Source organism: Chryseobacterium rhizoplanae (genome assembly GCF_900182655.1).
Taxonomy (GTDB): Bacteria; Bacteroidota; Bacteroidia; order Flavobacteriales; family Weeksellaceae; genus Chryseobacterium; species Chryseobacterium rhizoplanae.
Map to the genome: position 1 here is coordinate 183730 of NZ_FXTC01000007.1, position 14196 is coordinate 197925.

The 14196-nt window shown below is 35.8% G+C and carries 15 protein-coding genes; 8 read left to right on the top strand and 7 right to left on the bottom strand.

Annotation, left to right across the window (positions count from 1 at the left end):
* Positions 1 to 82: 82 nt before the first annotated feature.
* The 8 genes from metK (at position 83) to FN817_RS16405 (ending at position 6659) form a co-directional block, all read left to right on the top strand.
* A complete protein-coding gene (gene metK, locus FN817_RS16370) occupies positions 83 to 1363 on the top strand; it encodes a methionine adenosyltransferase (protein ID WP_047424747.1) in 1281 nt (426 codons plus the stop codon).
* Between the two features lie 84 nt (positions 1364 to 1447).
* Positions 1448 to 1939, top strand: coding sequence for a hypothetical protein (locus tag FN817_RS16375; protein WP_142718878.1), 492 nt, complete (start codon positions 1448 to 1450; stop codon positions 1937 to 1939).
* A gap of 195 nt (positions 1940 to 2134) precedes the next feature.
* Positions 2135 to 2725 carry an RNA polymerase sigma factor gene (locus tag FN817_RS16380; protein WP_047377368.1) on the top strand — a complete coding sequence of 197 codons (591 nt, stop codon included), beginning with the start codon at positions 2135 to 2137 and terminating at the stop codon, positions 2723 to 2725.
* A 202-nt stretch (positions 2726 to 2927) separates the two neighbouring features.
* A complete protein-coding gene (locus tag FN817_RS16385; protein WP_142718879.1) occupies positions 2928 to 3623 on the top strand; it encodes a YjjG family noncanonical pyrimidine nucleotidase in 696 nt (231 codons plus the stop codon).
* Positions 3624 to 3805: 182 nt separating this feature from the next.
* Positions 3806 to 4255 carry a PepSY-like domain-containing protein gene (locus tag FN817_RS16390; RefSeq protein WP_167498887.1) on the top strand — a complete coding sequence of 150 codons (450 nt, stop codon included), beginning with the start codon at positions 3806 to 3808 and terminating at the stop codon, positions 4253 to 4255.
* Positions 4256 to 4290: 35 nt separating this feature from the next.
* Positions 4291 to 4497 carry a PepSY-like domain-containing protein gene (locus FN817_RS16395; RefSeq protein WP_142718881.1) on the top strand — a complete coding sequence of 69 codons (207 nt, stop codon included), beginning with the start codon at positions 4291 to 4293 and terminating at the stop codon, positions 4495 to 4497.
* Between the two features lie 204 nt (positions 4498 to 4701).
* The gene (locus tag FN817_RS16400; RefSeq protein ID WP_142718882.1) at positions 4702 to 5373 is read left to right on the top strand and encodes a response regulator transcription factor; all 672 of its coding nucleotides are present in this window, start codon (positions 4702 to 4704) and stop codon (positions 5371 to 5373) included.
* Positions 5373 to 6659, top strand: a complete 1287-nt coding sequence (locus tag FN817_RS16405) for a sensor histidine kinase (protein WP_142718883.1) — start codon at positions 5373 to 5375, stop codon at positions 6657 to 6659. Before FN817_RS16400 ends, FN817_RS16405 begins: the two co-directional genes overlap by 1 nt.
* A 179-nt stretch (positions 6660 to 6838) precedes the next feature.
* Here FN817_RS16405 and trpS read toward each other — a convergent pair whose 3' ends face one another.
* The 7 genes from trpS to ileS form a co-directional block, all read right to left on the bottom strand.
* Positions 6839 to 7807 carry a tryptophan--tRNA ligase gene (gene trpS, locus FN817_RS16410; RefSeq protein ID WP_142718884.1) on the bottom strand — a complete coding sequence of 323 codons (969 nt, stop codon included), beginning with the start codon at positions 7805 to 7807 and terminating at the stop codon, positions 6839 to 6841.
* Between the two features lie 290 nt (positions 7808 to 8097).
* The gene (locus FN817_RS16415) at positions 8098 to 8742 is read right to left on the bottom strand and encodes a SanA/YdcF family protein (protein ID WP_142718885.1); all 645 of its coding nucleotides are present in this window, start codon (positions 8740 to 8742) and stop codon (positions 8098 to 8100) included.
* Between the two features lie 14 nt (positions 8743 to 8756).
* Complete coding sequence (locus FN817_RS16420; RefSeq protein ID WP_047424764.1) at positions 8757 to 9395, bottom strand: lipoprotein signal peptidase; 639 nt, start codon at positions 9393 to 9395, stop codon at positions 8757 to 8759.
* Complete coding sequence (locus tag FN817_RS16425) at positions 9395 to 9589, bottom strand: DUF2683 family protein (protein WP_142718886.1); 195 nt, start codon at positions 9587 to 9589, stop codon at positions 9395 to 9397. The genes FN817_RS16420 and FN817_RS16425 overlap by 1 nt, the downstream gene beginning before the upstream one ends.
* 17 nt (positions 9590 to 9606) lie before the next feature.
* The gene (locus FN817_RS16430) at positions 9607 to 9852 is read right to left on the bottom strand and encodes a DUF6576 domain-containing protein (RefSeq protein WP_142718887.1); all 246 of its coding nucleotides are present in this window, start codon (positions 9850 to 9852) and stop codon (positions 9607 to 9609) included.
* Between the two features lie 80 nt (positions 9853 to 9932).
* Entirely contained in the window at positions 9933 to 10313 is a 381-nt protein-coding gene (locus FN817_RS16435; RefSeq protein ID WP_002983772.1) for a TraR/DksA family transcriptional regulator, read from the bottom strand.
* 58 nt (positions 10314 to 10371) lie between these two features.
* Positions 10372 to 13767, bottom strand: a complete 3396-nt coding sequence (gene ileS, locus FN817_RS16440) for an isoleucine--tRNA ligase (RefSeq protein WP_142718888.1) — start codon at positions 13765 to 13767, stop codon at positions 10372 to 10374.
* Positions 13768 to 14196: the final 429 nt, after the last annotated feature.

The window sequence follows — 14196 nt, forward strand, 5'->3', positions numbered from 1 at the left end:
ACAGTATTCTTTTTTTCTGGGCAATTTCATTCATATTTTTCGTAAATACTATTTTTAAATCTTTAAAAAACAAAAGAATTATATGTCTTATTTATTTACATCTGAATCAGTTTCAGAAGGACATCCGGATAAAATTGCCGATCAAATCTCTGATGCATTAATCGACCATTTTTTAGCATATGATAAAGACTCAAAAGTAGCATGTGAAACTCTTGTAACTACCGGACAGGTGGTGTTGGCAGGAGAAGTAAAATCAGATGCTTATCTTGATGTACAGACTATTGCCAGAGAAGTAATCAACGGAATTGGATATACGAAAGGGGAATATATGTTCAATGGAGATTCTTGTGGAGTAATCTCTGCCATCCATGAGCAGTCACCTGACATCAACCAGGGAGTTGACAGAGCTGTAAATGATGAGTCTTTCGAAGCGAAAGCAAATGCACAGGGAGCAGGAGACCAGGGAATGATGTTCGGGTATGCTACCAATGAAACGGCTAACTATATGCCTCTTGCATTGGACCTTGCTCATACGATTCTTAAAGAACTTTCTGCCATCAGAAGAGAAAATAAGGAAATCACTTATCTTCGTCCGGATGCAAAAAGCCAGGTAACTATTGAATATTCTGATGACCACAAGCCAATCAGAATTGATTCTATCGTAGTTTCTACTCAGCATGATGACTTTGCAGCTGAAGAAGAAATGCTGAATAAAATCCGTGAGGATATTAAGAACATTCTGGTTCCAAGAGTTGTTGCACAGCAGACAGAGGAAATCAAAGCTTTATTCAACGATCAGATCAAATATCACATCAATCCTACAGGAAAATTCGTAATCGGAGGACCTCACGGAGATACAGGTCTTACAGGAAGAAAAATCATCGTTGATACCTACGGTGGTAAAGGAGCTCACGGTGGTGGTGCTTTCTCTGGAAAAGACCCTTCTAAAGTAGACAGAAGTGCAGCTTATGCAACAAGACATATTGCTAAAAACTTAGTGGCTGCAGGAATTGCTGATGAAGTTTTGGTACAGGTTTCTTATGCAATCGGTGTAGCTGAACCTTGTGGTTTGTATATCAACACTTACGGAACTGCGAAAGTAGATCTTCACGATGGTGATATCGCTAAAAAAGTTTCTACGATTTTCGATTTAAGACCTTATGCTATTGAACAGAATTTAAAATTAAGAAATCCTATTTATCAGGAAACAGCTTCTTACGGACATATGGGTAAAGAGCATTATGTAGCTGATAAAACGTTCAATAAAGGACATAAAAACGAGCTTACGTTGAAAGACCTTGAATTCTTCACTTGGGAAAAACTGGACAAAGTAGAGGAGATTAAAGCCGCTTTTGGAATTTAATTTCTCTTTAAAGAATAATAATGAACTGCTTTATCTTTGGATAAGGCAGTTTTTTTTAATTTTACACCTTAATAATATAGAAAGATGATGAATTTTCGAACTGTAGTTGCTATCCTGTCTCTGTTTTTGCTAAGTACATTGGCAAAAGCTCAATATACCATGCACAAAATGATCAGTGTGGGATATACCTACCAGAATCAAAGTTTTGGTGAAGTAGGAGGTAAATTACTTTTTCTTAAAAATGATGATGTGATTTACAGACTGGGCGGATCTGCTTTAATGGGAACCGTAGATTCCAAGTTTGCTATTATGCCGAAGCTGCAGGCGGATGTTCTTCTTAATTTTGAAAAAAATGTAGACTTTTATCACTCATATTACTTTTTAGCAGGAGTAGAAGGAACCAATAAATACATTGCCCCTAAAATTGGAGTTACCCTATTTGGAATGCTGGATCTTACAGGAGGCTATGCTTTTCCTATCGGAGATACCCGTTTGAACGGGAAAGAGATGAAAGGACTGAATGTTAATTTTACATTAAATATCCCTACCGTGTTCATTCATGACATGTTTAAATGATTTTTTTTAGATTTTTCTCTATAAAATTTAATAATAGGTTAACAGTTATTAAAAAATTATTATATTTACATCATAATAATTGTACTACCGCCTATAGAAGAGACTCTACTCTAGAACTGTTTTGTTTATGCAGCAAAGGCCAGAAGAAATATCTGGTAGAATGGCTGTCTGCAAATATTTATATTGAGAAGAGTTATGAAATCAAAATCGGATAGTTTACTAATTTCCCTTTATCAGAAAGGAGACGAGGGTGCGTTGTCAACCCTTATTCATCGACATCAGAGAGAACTGTTTACATTCATTTTTTACAAAATTAATGATGAAGATTTAGCGAATGATATCTTTCAGGACACCTTCATGAAAATTATTGTTATGCTGAAAGAAGGGCGTTATAACGAAGAAGGTAAATTTATTCTTTGGGCAAAAAGAATTTCCCACAATTTAATTATTGATCATTTCAGATCAAAAGCAAAGAATATAAAAGTTTCAGAAACTACTTTTGAAACCGATGAGTATTCTATTTTTGATTTAATCAGAGAGCCTTCTGAGAATATTGAAGATCAGCTTGTAACGAATCAGATACAGGAAGATCTTTTAAGGATGCTGCAGTTTTTACCACAAAATCAGCAAGAAGTAATCAAACTGAGATTTTTTGACGGCCTGAGTTTCAAGGAAATTGCAGATCATACAGATATGAGCATTAATACGACCCTTGGAAGAGTACGGTATGCACTGATCAACCTGAGAAAAATCATGGATGAAAATAATATAATATTAACCAGATAAATAATATTTCGGGAAATTTCACGTTTTAAGGAAAACATAGTTCGCTTATGAAAAAAAATGACTCCTTAAAAGTGAAAACTTTGAAACCTAAGAAACAAACTATTAATTTTTTGCTTAATTTTTCTAAAAGCCTTGAAATTGTGAAAAGCAAGAGCAAGAATTATCCAATTTTAAAAAATTAAAATGATTAACTTTGTGCTGTATGAAAATGCAGCATGTTTTTTTTGACCTGGATAATACACTCTGGGATCACCGTAGAAATGCCTATCTTACCATCAGGGAACTTTTTGAAAAACAGGATATAACTTCAAAGTACAATATTGACTTTGAAGAGTTTCACTCTGTTTACCATGACATCAACGAAGATTTATGGGAAAAGATCAGAGATGGGATTATTGGCAAAGAATATTTGAGAGAACACCGTTTTTATGACTCATTCAAACATTTTGGAGTAGAAGATAAAGAACTTGCCCTTTATTTTGAAGAGCACTTTCTTGACAATATCGTGAGTCATAATGAATTGGTAGAAGGAGCTGAAGACGTCTTGGAATATCTGAAAGCTAAGAATTATACATTACACATTATCTCCAATGGATTTCAGGAAGTGACGGAAAGGAAATGTACCTTGTCCGGAATTGCGCCTTATTTCAAGACCATTACCAGTGCAGATTCCGTGGGAGTAAGAAAACCTAATCCAAGGATTTTTGAATACTCCTTAGGACTTTCTGAAGCCAGAAAAGAAGAAAGTATCCTGATTGGGGATGACTGGATTGCTGATGCCATGGGAGCAACAGACTTTGGAATGGATGCTATTTTCTTTGATGTTTATAAAGAAGATAAACAGAAGGAAGGATTAAAAGCTATTACTCACCTTCAGCAGATTAAAGAATACTTATAAATAAAATCTACAATATAAATAGAAGCCACTAAGATCATCTTAGTGGCTTTTCTGTTTTTACAGACTTGGGAAATCAACCTAAATATTATTTATTTTTTTTACCTACCGGATGAATATTCCTAATTCTTTCCCAAATTGATTGGGAACTTTGCTCCATAATAATGACAGAAAAATTAAATGTTATGAAAAATGTAAAGAAAATCACAGGAGTATTGATGATCATGTTTTTCTTGATGGGAAGTTTTGTTTCTGCACAGGACAGGGCGATCAATGCTAATCAGCTACCCAAAACAGCTAAAAACTTTCTAGCGGCCCATTTTAAAGGAATTCCTGTAAACTCTGCGATAGAAGACAGAGAAATCTATGGCGTAGATGAATACAAAGTATATCTGACTAACGGAATGAAAATGGAGTTTGACAGCAATGGAAACTGGAAGGAAGTGGATGGAAAACATCAGAAAATTCCGTATGGTTTTATCCCGGCATCAATCCGAAACTACAGCACGAAGAATTTTCCCAACACTTATATCATCAAGATTGAAAAGAAAAGATGGTCTTATAAAGCAGAACTTTCCAACGGATTGGAGCTTGAGTTTGACAGAAACGGAAATTTTAAAAGAATTGATGATTAATACTTAACTGAATATAAACACTAAATCTTAATAGTATGGTCAACTGGAATTTAATAAACAGCAACGGAAGAAAGATTTCTTCTGCTCAGATTAGAAAGAATATGGTTTCATTTATGACAAGGAACCACCCTTGTAGCGTCATTGAATCTATTGAGAAAAAATACAATGCTTACAAAATTCATTTGATGAACGGTCTGTGTCTTGTTTTTGATGCAGATGGGATGAATGTAAAATCAAATTAGAGTATTCATGAAAAAGTGCGTGAGGGAAGAAGGTAGAGAATATTTCCATTTTATAGACATCTTATCGATAATTTATCATATAACCCTTATACTGATCATATTCTCGTAGACTTTCGGATGTGTATCTCTATCTCCGGCTTCCCTCCTTATAATTTCCTATATTTGATATAAGTTAATCGTGCAGCAGAACATAGACCCAGAGGTATGAAGATTTTAATAGTAGAAGATGAGCCCGAACTGAAAGATACGGTACAGAAATTTCTGGAGGCAGAACATTTCATTGTGGAGTATGCAGAGAATTACAGCAACGGACTGGAGAAAATTATTTCTTATGAATATGACTGTATTTTGCTGGATATTATGCTCCCTGATGGAAACGGAATGGATCTGCTGAAAGAGATAAAAAAGATGCACAAAAAAGATCCTGTAATCATCCTTTCTGCCAAAGATTCAGTAGATGATAAGGTAACCGGATTGGAAATAGGGGCTGATGACTATCTTGCTAAACCTTTTCATCTTGCAGAACTAATGGCGAGGATCAAATCCGTGATCAGAAGAAAAAACCAGGATGGTGAAAATATCATCCGATATAAAAATATAAGTATTGATCCGGAGAACAGGACGGTGAAAGTAGGAAATGAGGAATTGGTCCTTAACCGTAAAGAATACGATCTATTGTATTACTTTGTGATCCATCCCGAAAAAACTTTGCAGAAAACGACATTGGCAGAAGCTATCTGGGGAGATTATATCGATCAGGCAGACAGTCTGGATTTTATTTATTCACAAATTAAAAATCTTCGTAAAAAATTAAAAACGCTCAATGCCGAAGCTGATTTCCAGGCGGTGTACGGGATAGGATATAAATTGATCTGATGAAAATTTCTTTAAAATATTATACCATAAAATACCTGATCATCATCCTGCTGTTCATTATTGCAGTTTGGGCAGGGCTGTTTTATGCTTATATCCTGGATGAAGTGCATGATAATGTGGATGACGGATTGAAGGACCGGAAAATACAGATTATCAAAGCTGTTTACCTGAATCCTCAGCTGTTGAAGAATAATGATTTTGGATTTAATGAATTTAAAATCAATCCCATTAAAGCTGAAGAATATCAGAATAAAAGCAGGCTGTACAATAAGATGTATTATATGGAATATGATGATAAAGACCAGCCTTACAGGGTTCTTGAGGCAGACTTTATCGATCAGTTTAAAAATAAGCAGAGGCTTGTCATAAGAACGTCTACCGTAGAAGAGGACGAATTGATCTACGACCTTACGACCGCTTTAATTGTGCTTTATATTCTTTTGGTAATAAGTATTGTCGTAATTAACGGATATCTGTTGAATAAAGCAATGAGGCCATTCTATCTGATTTTGGATAAGCTTAAAAAATATCAGTTCGGAATTCCTTTTTCACAGGAAAAGCAGACTTATAAAATTACCGAGTTCGAAGAATTGAATGTGGAAATCAATGAAATGATTGAACGTAATGAACTTGTTTTTTATCAGCAGAAACAGTTTATTGAAAATGCGTCCCACGAACTTCAGACCCCTTTGGCTATTGTTATTAACAAAATTGATCTTCTGATTCAGAATGATGACCTTGATAAAAAGAGTCTGACCTTCCTTACCGAAGTTAAAAATGATCTGCGAAGAATGGTAGGCTTAAATAAGTCATTATTAATGCTTTCCAAAATTGAAAACAGCCAGTTTAATAAAACATCAGACGTTGATTTTAACGGAATGATTGCTCAGTTGGTTCAGAATTATGAAGATTTCATCACATTTAAAAAAGTTGAGGTCAATATTATAGAGAAAGGAAAGTTTGTTGCAGATTTTAATCAGGATCTTGCAGATATTCTGCTGTCTAATCTTCTTAAAAATGCAATTAAATATAACAATGAAGAAGGGACATTAAATATTATTGTTGAAAATAACCGGATTACATTCCAGAATAGTGGGGCATCGGTTCCTTTGGATAAATCCAGAATATTTAATCGTTTCTATAAACAAGGATCAGATCATACCTCTACCGGATTAGGATTGTCTATCATTAAGACTATAATAAAACAATACCCGGGATGGGATATCGCCTATGAATTCGGAGATCAGATGCATTATTTTATTCTGACAAAGAATAACAGACGTTAAAAGTTATAACTTATATTAATAGAAAAAGAGGCTGCCTCAAAAGTGTCATTTTGAACGAAATGAAATGTAATGAAGAATCTAATATATCTGATATCAATAAGATTCTTCCTTCGTCAGAATGACAAAAAGTCAATTATTGACTTTTGAGATAGCCTCTTTCTTATGTTTATAACTTAGAATTAAAATCCTAAGCTTGTTCTTACTCTTTTAAGAGTTTCCAGTGCAATAGGTCTGGTTTTCTCGGCTCCTTGCTGCAGTTTTGCTTCCAGCTCGTCAAGATTATTCATATAATAAGCGAATACTTCTCTTTCTTTCTCAAAACGTACCAGAATAAGATCCAGTAATTCCTTCTTAGCATGTCCGTATCCGAAGTTTCCGGCAAGATATTTTGCTCTTAGCTCTTCAGTCTGTTCAGGAGTCGCAATAAGTTCATAGATCTGGAAGGTTTTATCCGTTTCAGGATCTTTTGGTTCCTCCAGAGATTTGGAATCAGATTCAATGCTCATTACCTGTTTTTTCAGTTCCTTTTCAGGTAAGAAAATATTGATAATATTTCCCATAGATTTAGACATTTTACGACCATCAGTTCCGGGAACATATTTCGTATCCTGCTGAAGTTCTGCCTGTGGTAAAACAAGCACTTCTCCCATCTGGTTGTTGAATCTGGACGCTACATCTCTTGCAATTTCCAAATGCTGAAGCTGATCTTTTCCTACAGGAACAATCTCTGCATCGTACAGTAAAATATCTGCAGCCATCAGAATAGGGTAAGTAAATAACCCTGCATTTACATCCTGAAGTCTGTCAGCCTTATCCTTGAATGAATGAGCCAATGTTAGTCTTTGATAAGGAAAAAAACATGATAAATGCCAAGAAAGTTCACAGGTTTCAGCGATATCACTTTGTCTGTAGAAAAATGTTTTTTCAGTATCTAATCCACAAGCAAGCCAAGCCGCAGCAATCTCGTAGGTATTTTGTCTTAACGTCTGCGCATCTTTAATCTGTGTAAGCGTGTGAAGATTCGCAATAAATAAAAATGATTCATTTCCTTCCTGCTTGGATAGCTCGATAGCAGGAATAATGGCCCCTAATAAATTTCCAAGATGGGGTGTTCCGGTGGCTTGAATGCCGGTAAGAATTCTTGACATTGGTTTAAAATTTATATTTAAAAATTAATGAATAGCAAATTTACGAGGTTTGCCGGGAATAACGAAAGATAAAAGATAAAAGATAAAAGATAAAAGATAAAAGATAAAAGATAAAAGATAAAAGATAAAAGATAAAAGATCTTGTTATTAAAATTCAATTGGGCTGGGTTTTAACCCAGCCAACGATAAATCCCCCTTCCATTGGCTTTAGCCAAAACCTATCACCTTTCAATAATCTATATGCCTTTACGCATCATCCGTGAAAATCTGTGCAATCTATGGGAAAAATATTAAGGAATCACAATCTTCTCCCCGCCAAATTTCGGTTCTACCCCAAAAAGAAGATCCCAGTATGCCTTAGCTTTGGCCGCATACTCTCTGATATTAGTCTTTAATCCTGCATATTTATTTACATCAGCAGCATTATATCCAAAGGCTTCCATTCCATTTTTTCTGGCCAGGAAAACAGCTCTTTCATTATGAAACTTCTGAGAGATAATAATCACTTTTGTCTGGCTGAAAATATCTTTTGCCCTCACAACAGAATCCAGTGTTCTGAATCCGGCATGATCTAAAATGATTTTATCCTGAGGAACTCCTTTCTGCACTAATGCCAGCTGCATATCTTCAGGCTCATTATAGTCTTTGGTGCTGTTGTCACCGCTTACAATGATATATTGGATTTTTCCGCTTTTGTATAGGTTGGCCGCTGCTTCAATTCTATTGTAGAAATAAGCATTCGGGGTTCCGTTGCTCAAAAGTTTTCCGGTTCCCAGCAACAGACCTGTTTTTGCTTCCGGTACATCAGCAATATTATAAGAAATGAAAGGTTCACTATCCTTTTTGATGCTGTAATTTGCCCAGGCAATAAAAATAATTCCTGCAACAAGAAGAAGCAGGAAAATTTTAAAAATATTTTTGATTATTTTTTTCATCCGAAATAGATCATTTAAAACTCCAGTCCGTTAGGAAAAGCTTTTTTTCTGAAAATTAATAAGAATGCGGCACCGACAGTAATGGCAGAGTCGGCAACATTGAAAATATACTTGAAGAACTCAAGATGTTTTCCACCAATTAAAGGCCAGCTTTCAGGAACATTCCAGTCTACCAATGGGAAGTGAAGCATATCCACTACGCATCCCTTCATAAAAGTAGAATATCCGTGTCCGAAAGGAGCAAATTTAGAAATACCGCCGTAGCCGATCCATCGGTCAATACTAGGGTCGTATACCGTCCCGCTGTCGAAAATCATTCCATAGAACATTCCGTCAATAAGGTTTCCGATAGCACCCGCAAAAATAATCGCCATAGGGATCAAAAGATAATTGGAAGCTCCTTCTTTCAGCCATTTTTTAAACATGTACACCATTCCTCCGATCAGGAAAATTCTTAGGATCACCAGGAAATATTTTCCAATGATTCCTCCAAAGTGAAATCCATAGGCCATTCCCGGGTTTTCCACAAAGGTGAGTTTAAATCCCGGTAAAACAGTGACACTGTCATCCAGATTAAAATGAGTCTTGATATAAATTTTTGAAGCCTGGTCAATTAATAACACCAAAAATGTTATCGCTAAGATCTTTTTCATTACTGCCCTTTAGGTTTTGAAGGCTTTGCAGCCGGCTTTACATTTTTATTATCGCTTGCTTTCTTGACTATTTTCTGTCCGTTATACGAACTTTTAACATGAGCTTTTTCAAATTTAATGCCCATTTCCTTCAGAACACTTTTCAGCGCACTTAGCTCCATTGCATTTTTTGGATGTACTATAATAGATTCCATTTCTTGTATTTAAATATTTACATTTTGGACAATTCGTCAAGTCTTTTTCTGTCTTTCTCAGACAAATCATTCACTCCGTTTTTACCCATTTTGCTTAAAAGTCTGTCGATCTCTTTTTCCCGCTCGCGTTTATCAGAATTGAACTTGTCATCAATCGTATAGTTTTTCTGCTGATCAGGAAAGAATCTGTTTTTGATCCATTCTCTGTTGAGAAATAACAATACTATTGCAACGATAGCTCCCAAAATTAATAATTCGCTCATGGGTATACATTAAAAATTAGGTTTATAAAGTATTCGTGAATACGTTATAAACCCAATATTATTTTTTACAAACCTTACGGTTATTTCTGCATGTTTTTCGCTTCGATGCTCAGCGTAGCGTGAGGAACGGCCAAAAGTCTTTCCTTAGGAATCAGTTTTCCTGTTACTCTGCAAACACCATACGTTTTATTTTCGATTCTGATCAAAGCATTTTTAAGGTCACGCACGAATTTTTCCTGTCTTCCTGCCAGAATAGAGTTCTGCTCTTTGCTCAGAGTTTCTGCTCCTTCCTCAAAAGCTTTGAAGGTAGGAGAAGTATCATCCGTTCCATTATTCTGGTCATTGATAAAACTTTCTCTGATAAGCTGAAGATCTTTTTCTGCCTTTTCTATTTTTTCTTTAATGATCGCTTTAAATTCCTGTAAATCAGCATCGCTGTATCTAACTCTTTCGTCTGACATATTCGTTCTCTTTTTTAATAAAATTATGAAATGGAATTTGAAATATAATAACTACATGTTAATTTTTTTCAACATTTATCTTAAAATTAACCTCATCTATTTCGATTTCGTTAAAATTTGAAAGTGAAGATACAATTTCTATTTTATTTGACAAGACTTCAGAAGAAATATATTCTTCATTTTTCTTAATATCACTAAGGAAAGGTGAGTTTTCTTCAATGGAGATATTAATCTTGTCTGTCAGTTCAAAATCTTTATCTTTTCGCAGGTTTTGAATTCTGTTGATGAATTCTCTTGCGATACCTTCAGATTTTAGCTCATCGGTTAACGTCAAATCTAATGCCACAGTTGTTTTACCGTCTGAGGTAACCGTCCATCCCGGGATATCTTTTGTAGAAATTTCCACATCATCAAGGGTGATTTCATATCCCTGAACATCTAGTTTTCCTTCTTTTTCAAGACCGGCAATCTGTTCTGTGTTAAGATTTGCAATCTCGGCACCTACTACCTTCATGTCTTTTCCTAATTTAGGACCAAGCGCTTTGAAGTTAGGTTTTATCTGTTTTACAATTAAGTGAGATGCTTCTTCAGCATTGATTAACTGTAATTCTTTCACGTTTACTTCCTGCTTGATCAGATCCGCAACAGCAAGAATTTGCGCTTCTGTTTTAGAATCCAATACAGGAACCAATACTTTTTGTAGCGGCTGGCGAACTTTTACATTTTCTTTCTTTCTTAAAGAGAAGACCATACTTGTAATGTTCTGAGCCAAATGAGTTTTTTCAACCAGATCCTGATCAATTAAGCTTTCATCAGCTACCGGGAAGTCTGTTAAATGTATAGATTCACAGTTTTCCTTACCTGTTACTTTATTTAAGTCCTGATATAACTGATCCATAAAGAACGGAGCAATTGGAGCAGATAGCTTGGCAACTACTTCAAGACATGTGTATAAAGTCTGGTAAGCAGAGATCTTGTCATCAGAATAATCTCCTTTCCAGAAACGTCTTCTGCATAATCTTACATACCAGTTACTCAGGTTATCGTTCACAAAAGTGCTGATCGCTCTTGCTACTCTTGTTGGCTCATAATCTTCATAGAAAGCTTTTACTTCTTTGATCAGAAGGTTCAGTTCAGAAAGAACCCATCTGTCAATTTCAGGGCGGTTCTCCACTTCTTTTTCTGAATAGTTGAAGCCATCCACATTCGCATATAAAGCAAAGAATGAATACGTATTATAAAGTGTTCCGAAGAACTTTCTTCTTACTTCGTCAATTCCTTCAATGTCAAACTTCAGGTTTTCCCAAGGGTTTGCATTAGAGATCATATACCAACGGGTAGCATCCGGTCCGTACACAGAAAGGGTTTCAAACGGATCTACAGCATTTCCTAAACGTTTTGACATTTTTTGCCCGTTCTTATCCAGAACAAGACCGTTACTCATTACATTTTTATAAGCAACAGAATCAAAAACGGCTGTTCCGATTGCATGAAGTGTATAGAACCATCCACGGGTCTGGTCAACTCCTTCTGCGATGAAATCAGCAGGGAATGCTTTATTGTTGTCGATTAATTCTTTATTTTCAAAAGGATAATGCAATTGAGCATAAGGCATAGACCCTGAATCGAACCAAACGTCGATCAGATCGCTTTCACGCTTCATTGCTTTTCCTGAATCAGAAACCAATATTACTTTGTCTACTACATTTTTGTGAAGATCCACAAGCTCATAGTTAGACTCAGACATATTTCCGATGATAAACCCTTTGAACGGGTTTTCAGTCATCAGTCCGGCTGCAACTGATTTCTCAATTTCGTTGTATAATTCTTCTACGGAACCAATGATCTTCTCTTCTTTCAGGTCCTCGGTTCTCCAGATTGGCAACGGAATCCCCCAATATCTTGAACGGGAAAGATTCCAGTCGTTTACATTTTCCAACCAGTTGGCAAAACGTCCTTCTCCGGTAGCTTTTGGTTTCCAGTTGATTTCTTTGTTCAGATTAACCAATCTGTCTTTTACAGCGGTCATTTTTACGAACCATGAATCCAACGGATAATACAATACCGGTTTGTCAGTTCTCCAACAGTGTGGATAGGAGTGAACATATTTCTCTACTTTGAAAGCCTTGTTTTCTGTTTTCAACAGGATCGCAAGTTCTACATCCCATGATTTCTCAGGAGCTGTTCCTTCATCGTAATATTCATTTTTGATATAGGTTCCGGAGAATACCTCAGGAACATTTTCTCCTTTGATGAATCTACCCTGTAAATCTACCAATGGTACAAGATTGTCATTTTCATCTTTTACCAACATTGGCGGGATCTCAGGTTGAGCCATTTTAGCAACTCTCGCATCATCAGCACCGAAAGTAGGCGCTGTATGAACTACACCTGTACCGTCTTCTGTTGTTACGAAATCTCCTAAAATTACTCTGAACGCATTCTCAGGATTATCGTTTGGTGTAAACCAAGGAACTAATTGCTCATATCTTGTGTCAACAAGTTTTTCCCCTGTGAATTCTTTTAAAACTCTGAAAGGAATTACCTTAGTTTCCGGAGTATAGTTAGCAAAATCCTCATCTGTACCTTCTGCATATTTTTTACCGAAAACTTTAGGTAAAAGAACTCTTGATAAAACAACAGTTACAGGTTCAAATGTATATTGATTGAAAGTTTTAACCACAACATATTCAATATCTCTTCCTACGGTAAGTGCGGTATTGGATGGAAGCGTCCATGGAGTAGTCGTCCATGCAAGGATATGAACATCTCCGTCAACATCATTGAATAACGCTGAAGAGTCTTTCTTTACCTTAAACTGAGCAACCACCGTTGTATCTGAAACATCACGATACGTCCCGGGCTGATTCAGCTCGTGAGAAGAAAGTCCTGTTCCCGCTTTCGGAGAGTAAGGTTGGATAGTATACCCTTTGTACAATAAGCTTTTATCATACAATTGCTTTAGTAACCACCAAACGGTTTCCATATATTTTGACTTATACGTGATGTACGGATCATCAAGGTCTACCCAATATCCGATTTTTTCTGTAAGGTTATTCCAAACATCGGTATAACGCATTACCGCTTCACGACAAGCTTTGTTGTAGTCTTCAATAGAGATTTTTTTGCCAATATCTTCTTTCGTAATTCCTAATTCTTTTTCCACACCCAGTTCCACAGGAAGACCATGCGTATCCCAGCCTGCTTTACGGAAAACCTGTTTCCCGTTCTGGGTCTGGTAACGGCAGAAAATATCTTTCAATGCTCTTGCCATTACGTGGTGAATTCCAGGCATACCGTTTGCTGAAGGCGGACCTTCATAAAAAACAAACTCAGGATTTCCCTGACGAATCTCAACACTCTTATTGAAAGTTTTATTTTGTTTCCAAAATTCCGCTACATTCTCTGCTACGTCAATAAGGTTGAGGTTTTTGTATTCTTTAAATTGGCTCATGTAAATATCTCAATATCGTTGATTAATTAAGTCTGCAAATTTACTAAAATTTGTCGGTTTATAATATATGTTTTATTTTGATATCATCTATTAAAAAGTTCAATTTCAGAAATATAATAAAGAAAGTGGAGGAAAGTGAATGGTGAATGATCAATAGGTGAATTTTTCTCGCTGTTTTTTATGTGAAATTTTATGTAATTTATTCAATAGGAGCGGGCTTTAGCCCGCTTAAATAATAAAAACATATCCAACGGCTTTAGCCAAAACTTAATGGTCACGCAAAGTTCACAAAGATGTATGGATGATGTAAGATCGATCGCAAAGGCGTTTCACTCAGCAGGGGAAATAAGGGTAAGAAAACAAAATTGATTCTAAAAATTGGCTAGAGTAAGAAGCGCTGATTGGGCAAAATTTTGTACATTTAATTAG

What these genes read in the sequence shown, in the direction of transcription:
- metK (WP_047424747.1), top strand. Translation starts at nt 83, where the DNA reads ATGTCTTATTTATTTACATCTGAATCAGTTTCAGAAGGACATCCGGAT.
- FN817_RS16375 (WP_142718878.1), top strand. Translation starts at nt 1,448, where the DNA reads ATGATGAATTTTCGAACTGTAGTTGCTATCCTGTCTCTGTTTTTGCTA.
- FN817_RS16380 (WP_047377368.1), top strand. Translation starts at nt 2,135, where the DNA reads ATGAAATCAAAATCGGATAGTTTACTAATTTCCCTTTATCAGAAAGGA.
- FN817_RS16385 (WP_142718879.1), top strand. Translation starts at nt 2,928, where the DNA reads ATGAAAATGCAGCATGTTTTTTTTGACCTGGATAATACACTCTGGGAT.
- FN817_RS16390 (WP_167498887.1), top strand. Translation starts at nt 3,806, where the DNA reads ATGAAAAATGTAAAGAAAATCACAGGAGTATTGATGATCATGTTTTTC.
- FN817_RS16395 (WP_142718881.1), top strand. Translation starts at nt 4,291, where the DNA reads ATGGTCAACTGGAATTTAATAAACAGCAACGGAAGAAAGATTTCTTCT.
- FN817_RS16400 (WP_142718882.1), top strand. Translation starts at nt 4,702, where the DNA reads ATGAAGATTTTAATAGTAGAAGATGAGCCCGAACTGAAAGATACGGTA.
- FN817_RS16405 (WP_142718883.1), top strand. Translation starts at nt 5,373, where the DNA reads ATGAAAATTTCTTTAAAATATTATACCATAAAATACCTGATCATCATC.
- trpS (WP_142718884.1), bottom strand. Translation starts at nt 7,807, where the DNA reads ATGTCAAGAATTCTTACCGGCATTCAAGCCACCGGAACACCCCATCTT.
- FN817_RS16415 (WP_142718885.1), bottom strand. Translation starts at nt 8,742, where the DNA reads ATGAAAAAAATAATCAAAAATATTTTTAAAATTTTCCTGCTTCTTCTT.
- FN817_RS16420 (WP_047424764.1), bottom strand. Translation starts at nt 9,395, where the DNA reads ATGAAAAAGATCTTAGCGATAACATTTTTGGTGTTATTAATTGACCAG.
- FN817_RS16425 (WP_142718886.1), bottom strand. Translation starts at nt 9,589, where the DNA reads ATGGAATCTATTATAGTACATCCAAAAAATGCAATGGAGCTAAGTGCG.
- FN817_RS16430 (WP_142718887.1), bottom strand. Translation starts at nt 9,852, where the DNA reads ATGAGCGAATTATTAATTTTGGGAGCTATCGTTGCAATAGTATTGTTA.
- FN817_RS16435 (WP_002983772.1), bottom strand. Translation starts at nt 10,313, where the DNA reads ATGTCAGACGAAAGAGTTAGATACAGCGATGCTGATTTACAGGAATTT.
- ileS (WP_142718888.1), bottom strand. Translation starts at nt 13,767, where the DNA reads ATGAGCCAATTTAAAGAATACAAAAACCTCAACCTTATTGACGTAGCA.